Below are 5,404 nucleotides of genomic sequence, written 5' to 3'. Positions count from 1 at the left end.
GTGTGGGGCGATCGCCCCGATATGAATGGGCAGGCGGCGAACCGCGGTTCCCAGAGGATCGCTCACTCCAGTACTTCCCGGTACGCTGGTGGGCTTAACTTCCGTGTTCGGAATGGGTACGGGTGTTTCCCCACCGCTCTGGCCGCCTTCACGCCGACGCTCGGACTCGAACCGAGCCTCGCTACACGATCGCGTAGCAAGACGCCTGTGTCGGTGGTTCCGATCTCGCGATCGGCCGACCGTGTGTACGTGCGATCCAGTTACCGCCTGAACTCATGCGAGTGTGGTAATGTGTCAGTGCCGTATGATTGTGGCTTCGGTCTGTTAGTGCTCGTGGACTCAACGCCTCGTTGCCTCGGCGCGTACATCCCGAGTCTATCGAACTCGTCTTCTACGAGTGACCTCTACGGTACTTCTTTTCCATGTGGGTTTCGAGCTTAGATGCGTTCAGCTCTTACCCCGTGTCGCGTGGCTACCCGGCAGTGCTCTCTCGAACAACCGGTACACCAGTGGCGACCAAACGTAGTTCCTCTCGTACTATACGTTCGTTCACGTCAAGTACCTTGACACCCCCAATAGATAGCAGCCGACCTGTCTCACGACGGTCTAAACCCAGCTCACGACCTCCTTTAATAGGCGAACAACCTCACCCTTGCCTGCTTCTGCACAGGCAGGATGGAGGGAACCGACATCGAGGTAGCAAGCCACCCGGTCGATATGTGCTCTTGCGGGTGACGACTCTGTTATCCCTAAGGTAGCTTTTCTGTCATCTACGGGCCCCATTCCGGAGCCTCGTAGGTTCGCTAGACCACGCTTTCGCGTCAGCGTCACTCGTTGGGAATGACACTGTCAGACCATCTTGTGCTCTTGCGCTCTTCGCCGGATTCCCGACCCGGCTGAGATGATCTTCGGGCGCGCTCGATATCTTTTCGAGCGCGTACCGCCCCAGTCAAACTGCCCGGCTACCGGTGTACTCCTCCCGGAGTGAGAGTCGCAGTCACCGACGGGTAGTATTTCAATGTTGCCTCGGTGGCCCGCTGGCGCGGGTACCTGTGTAATGGCTCCTACCTATGCTGCACATCGGCGACCACGTCTCAGCGACAGCCTGCAGTAAAGCTCTATAGGGTCTTCGCTTCCCCTTGGGGGTCTCCAGACTCCGCACTGGAACGTACAGTTCACCGGGTCCAACGTTGGGACAGTGGCGCTCTCGTTTATCCATTCATGCAAGCCGCTACTGAAGCGGCAAGGTACTACGCTACCTTAAGAGGGTCATAGTTACCCCCGCCGTTGACGGGTCCTTCGTCCTCTTGTACGAGGTGTTCAGATACCCGCACTGGGCAGGATTCAGTGACCGTACGAGTCCTTACGGATTTGCGGTCACCTGTGTTGTTATTAGACAGTCGGAGCGCCCGAGTCACTGCGACCTGCTCCGTCGAGAGCAGGCATCCCTTCTTCCGAAGGTACGGGACTAACTTGCCGAATTCCCTAACGTCGGTTCTCCCGACAGGCCGTGGCTTTCGCTGCCAGAGCACCTGTGTCGGATCTCGGTACGGACATCGTGCTCGTCTTTTCACGGGCCCTATGTACGGCTGACTTGCGCTATCTCGCGCTTCACTCGCTTCGTGCCGTGACGGCGTCCACGAGTTTCCACGATTCGACCGGGCGAATGCCCGGCTCAGCGTTCCACACGGCGTCGACTTTTACTGCACGATGGCACTGGAATATTAACCAGTTTCCCGTTGACGTAGTCGAATTACGGTACGTCTTAGGACCGGCTGACCCTCGGCTGAGTGGCAGTGCCGAGGAACCCTTGCTCATCAGGCCGTCGAGGTTCTCACCCGACTATCGCTGCTACTGTGACCAGGATTGTCGTTTCTGTACGGTCCACACGAGCTCTCGCCCGTGCTTCCAGCCGAACAGAACGCCAACCTACGCGGTTGCCCCTGTCAAGGGCACGGCCAGGTCTCGGTGGTAGATTTGAGCCCCGATCATTTTGGGCGCCTCAAACCTCGGCCGGTAAGCTGTTACGCTTTTCTTAGAGGGTAGCTGCTTCTAAGCTCACCTCCCGGCTGTTTAGGGCTTGAGACCACCTTCGAATCGCACTTAATCTACACTTTGGGACCTTAACCCGGCTCTGGGTTGTTCCCCTCACGGTACACAGGCTTACCCCGCGCACCGGACTCCCTTCGTCTACAGCGCCTGCGGGTTTGGAGTTTGACAGGATGGCCGACTCCTCTCGGAGGCGGGTCATCCAATCGGTAGCTCTACCCCGCGGGCTACCTCGGAAGAGGTCATGCTTCGACATGTTTCGGTTGGAACCAGCTGTTGCCAGGCTCGATGGGCCTTTCACCCCTATGCGCAGATCACGAGAGGATATTGTAGAATACCACCTCTAACGGGCCTCCACGTGGCTTTCGCCACGCTTCACCCTGCCTGCGTATAGATCGCCTGGTTTCGGGTCGCACCCACATGACTCCCCGCGCTTGAACACGGTGGCCCTCGCAATGCTGCGGCCGTATCGGTTTCCCTGCGCCTTCCCCGGTTCACGGGTTAGACTCGCCATCTAAGTGCACTCCCTGGGTCGTTTTTCAAAACGCACGACACGACGCCGGCTCGTCTCTCTTCCTACTAGAGAATCGCTTCTCGGTCGTTTTGAGAGACGCCTTGTACGCCCTGTCGCTCTATCGCCAGCTGATTTCAGGCCCTATTGCACCGCCCTTCTCGGGGTGCTTTTCAGCGTTCGCTCACGCTACTTGTTCGCTATCGGTCTCGAGGAGTGTTTAGCCTTTCCAGGGGATGCCTGGAGTGTTCACAGAGGATATCCGACCCCTGCTACTCTGGATTTGACGCCGTTCGTACTGGTTCATTCTACGGGGTTGTCACCCTGTGTCACGCTCCGTTCCAGGAGACTTCGAATGAACTGTCGGAACTTGATTGTCAACCCGAACACCACATTGGTCCGAAGACCTTCGGTTTGGGCTGTGTCGTGTTCACTCGCGGTTACTAGCGACATCGCGATTGCGTTCTGTTCCTTCCCTTACTGAGATGTTTCAATTCAGGGAGTTCCCTATTGCGCGTGGCAATTGTAAACGGATTCCGATTGGGAGATCTCGTGTTCTTACCCTCCATGCGGGTCCCACGAGCTTTTCGCAGCTTGGCACGTCCGTCGTCGGCTCTCGAGCCGAGCCATTCACCAGCTGGCACAGTAGCCAGTAGTGTGTCAGCCAACTCTCAAAGAGAGTGCTGACGGTGTCAGAGTGACTAGAATGTCACCCGACTGTATATGGTTCACTGACGTTCCACGAACTCGGATGAGTTCAGTGGACGTCTGGATCGCACGTATACACGGTCGTCATCGAATCACCCTGGCGGGGTGTTCGTCGAACCCTTCCCATCCGCGGTTTCCCGGGATGGTGCATCGGTCGTCGTAACCCAACGGAGTCGCGTCGCCCACTTAAGGGGACGGATTCGCGTTGGGAGACATGGACTCACTGGGATTCGAACCCAGGGCATCCTCCTTGCAAGGGAGGCACTCTACCGCTGAGCTATGAGCCCACCTTCCCGCGTGGGGAAGGCTGGTTTGGCCTCTGGTGGCGCTAGAAGCGCCAGGTGCGTGTTGTGTGAGCGGTGGTAGTTCGTCGGTGTCCAGGTCGGTGGGTGAACGGACACGAACAGGCCATGTATGAGTGGTGACCGTCTGAATAGACGGTCGAAAGGTGAGCTCGCCCAGAGGGCGAGTCTCGGGTCTGTGGAGGTGATCCAGCCGCAGATTCCCCTACGGCTACCTTGTTACGACTTAAGCCCCCTTGCGAAGCCCAGATTCGACGCGTGTGACGCGCCTCATCCGGACCTCACTCGGGTGCTTTGACGGGCGGTGTGTGCAAGGAGCAGGGACGTATTCACCGCGCGCTTGTGACACGCGATTACTACCGAATCCAGCTTCATGTGGGCGAGTTGCAGCCCACAATCCGAACTACGATCGAGTTTCTGAGATTACCGTCTCCTTTCGGAGTAGGAACCCTTTGTCTCGACCATTGTAGCCCGCGTGTTGCCCAGCACATTCGGGGCATACTGACCTACCGTTGCCCGTTCCTTCCTCCGTGTTGGCCACGGCAGTCTCCGTACTGTCCCCAGCCACTTCGCAGTGCTGCTGGCAAGTACGGATGCGGGTCTCGCTCGTTGCCTGACTTAACAGGACGCCTCACGGTACGAGCTGACGGCGGCCATGCACCTCCTCTCTGAAACTCGGATAAGGTCATCAACCTGATCGTCATTATTACAGTCGATGCTGGTGAGATGTCCGGCGTTGAGTCCAATTAAACCGCAGGCTCCTCCGGTTGTAGTGCTCCCCCGCCAATTCCTTTAAGTTTCATCCTTGCGGACGTACTTCCCAGGCGGCCTGCTTAGCGGCTTCCCTACGGCACAGCACCCACTCGTAGTGGGAGCCACACCTAGCAGGCATTGTTTACGGCTAGGACTACCCGGGTATCTAATCCGGTTCGAGACCCTAGCTTTCGTCCCTCACTGTCGGATCCGTTCTCGCGACGTGCTTTCGCCATCGGCGGTCCGTCCAGGATTACGGGATTTCACTCCTACCCCGGACGTACCCGTCGCGCCTTCCGGTCCCAAGCCACACAGTTTCCACCGGACGCCCACCCGTTGAGCGGGTGGATTTTCCGATGGACTTGTGCGGCCAGCTACGGACGCTTTAGGCCCAATAAGATCGGCCATCACTCGGGCTGCCGGTATTACCGCGGCGGCTGGCACCGGTCTTGCCCAGCCCTTATTCGTCCACCTCCCTACGGTGGACAAAAGCGTAGGCTCTATGCCTACGCACTTGGGATTCCCTTATCGCACTGTCGTGCAGTGTAAAGGTTTCGCGCCTGCTGCGCCCCGTAGGGCCCGGAATCTTGTCTCAGATTCCGTCTCCGGGTTCTCACTCTCATGACCCGTACCGATTATTGGCACGGTGGGCCGTTACCCCACCGTCTACCTAATCGGCCGCAGCCACATCCTTCGGCGCCGGAGCGTTTGGCACAGTCCTCATTCCAGGTGGACTGTGGTATACACTATTAGCCTCAGTTTCCCGAGGGTATTGTGTTCCGAAGGGTAGTTTGGCCACGTGTTACTGAGCTATTCGCCACGAGTCTGAACTCGTGCGACTAGCATGGCTAAATCGAATCCCAATAGCAATGGCCTCCGGCAGGATCAACCGGAATGTAAACCTCCGAGCCTGGTTCCCGGCTCGGAGGGGGTGTTGGCGGGTTTTGACTCGCGATGAGTCAAAACACCATTGCATGGTCTGTTGTGGTGTCCGGGTCAGCCAGCGACCTGGATGACACCGAACTACCACGGCTCACATCAGATTCCCGCTTACGCCGGAGCGCAGGGATGGAATCCTCAT

The 5,404-nt window shown here is 57.9% G+C and carries 1 tRNA gene and 3 rRNA genes; all 4 read right to left on the bottom strand.

The features are described 5' to 3' along the window. Positions 1-28: 28 nt before the first annotated feature. A 5S ribosomal RNA gene (gene rrf / locus U4E84_RS16080) occupies positions 29-150 on the bottom strand. A gap of 155 nt (positions 151-305) precedes the next feature. Continuing rightward, positions 306-3,218 (bottom strand): 23S ribosomal RNA (locus tag U4E84_RS16075). Between the two features lie 265 nt (positions 3,219-3,483). Then, positions 3,484-3,555: transfer RNA gene (locus U4E84_RS16070), tRNA-Ala, on the bottom strand. Positions 3,556-3,749: 194 nt separating this feature from the next. After that, a 16S ribosomal RNA gene (locus tag U4E84_RS16065) occupies positions 3,750-5,219 on the bottom strand. Together the 16S, 23S and 5S rRNA genes with 1 tRNA gene alongside form the textbook arrangement of a ribosomal RNA operon. Positions 5,220-5,404 lie beyond the last annotated feature (185 nt).

Origin of the sequence: Halorubrum sp. AD140, from assembly GCF_034497445.1 — an archaeon.
In the GTDB taxonomy this organism is placed as follows: Archaea; Halobacteriota; Halobacteria; order Halobacteriales; family Haloferacaceae; genus Halorubrum.
Note: the sequence above shows the minus strand (reverse complement) of the source record. Positions and strands in the feature narration are given on the sequence as shown.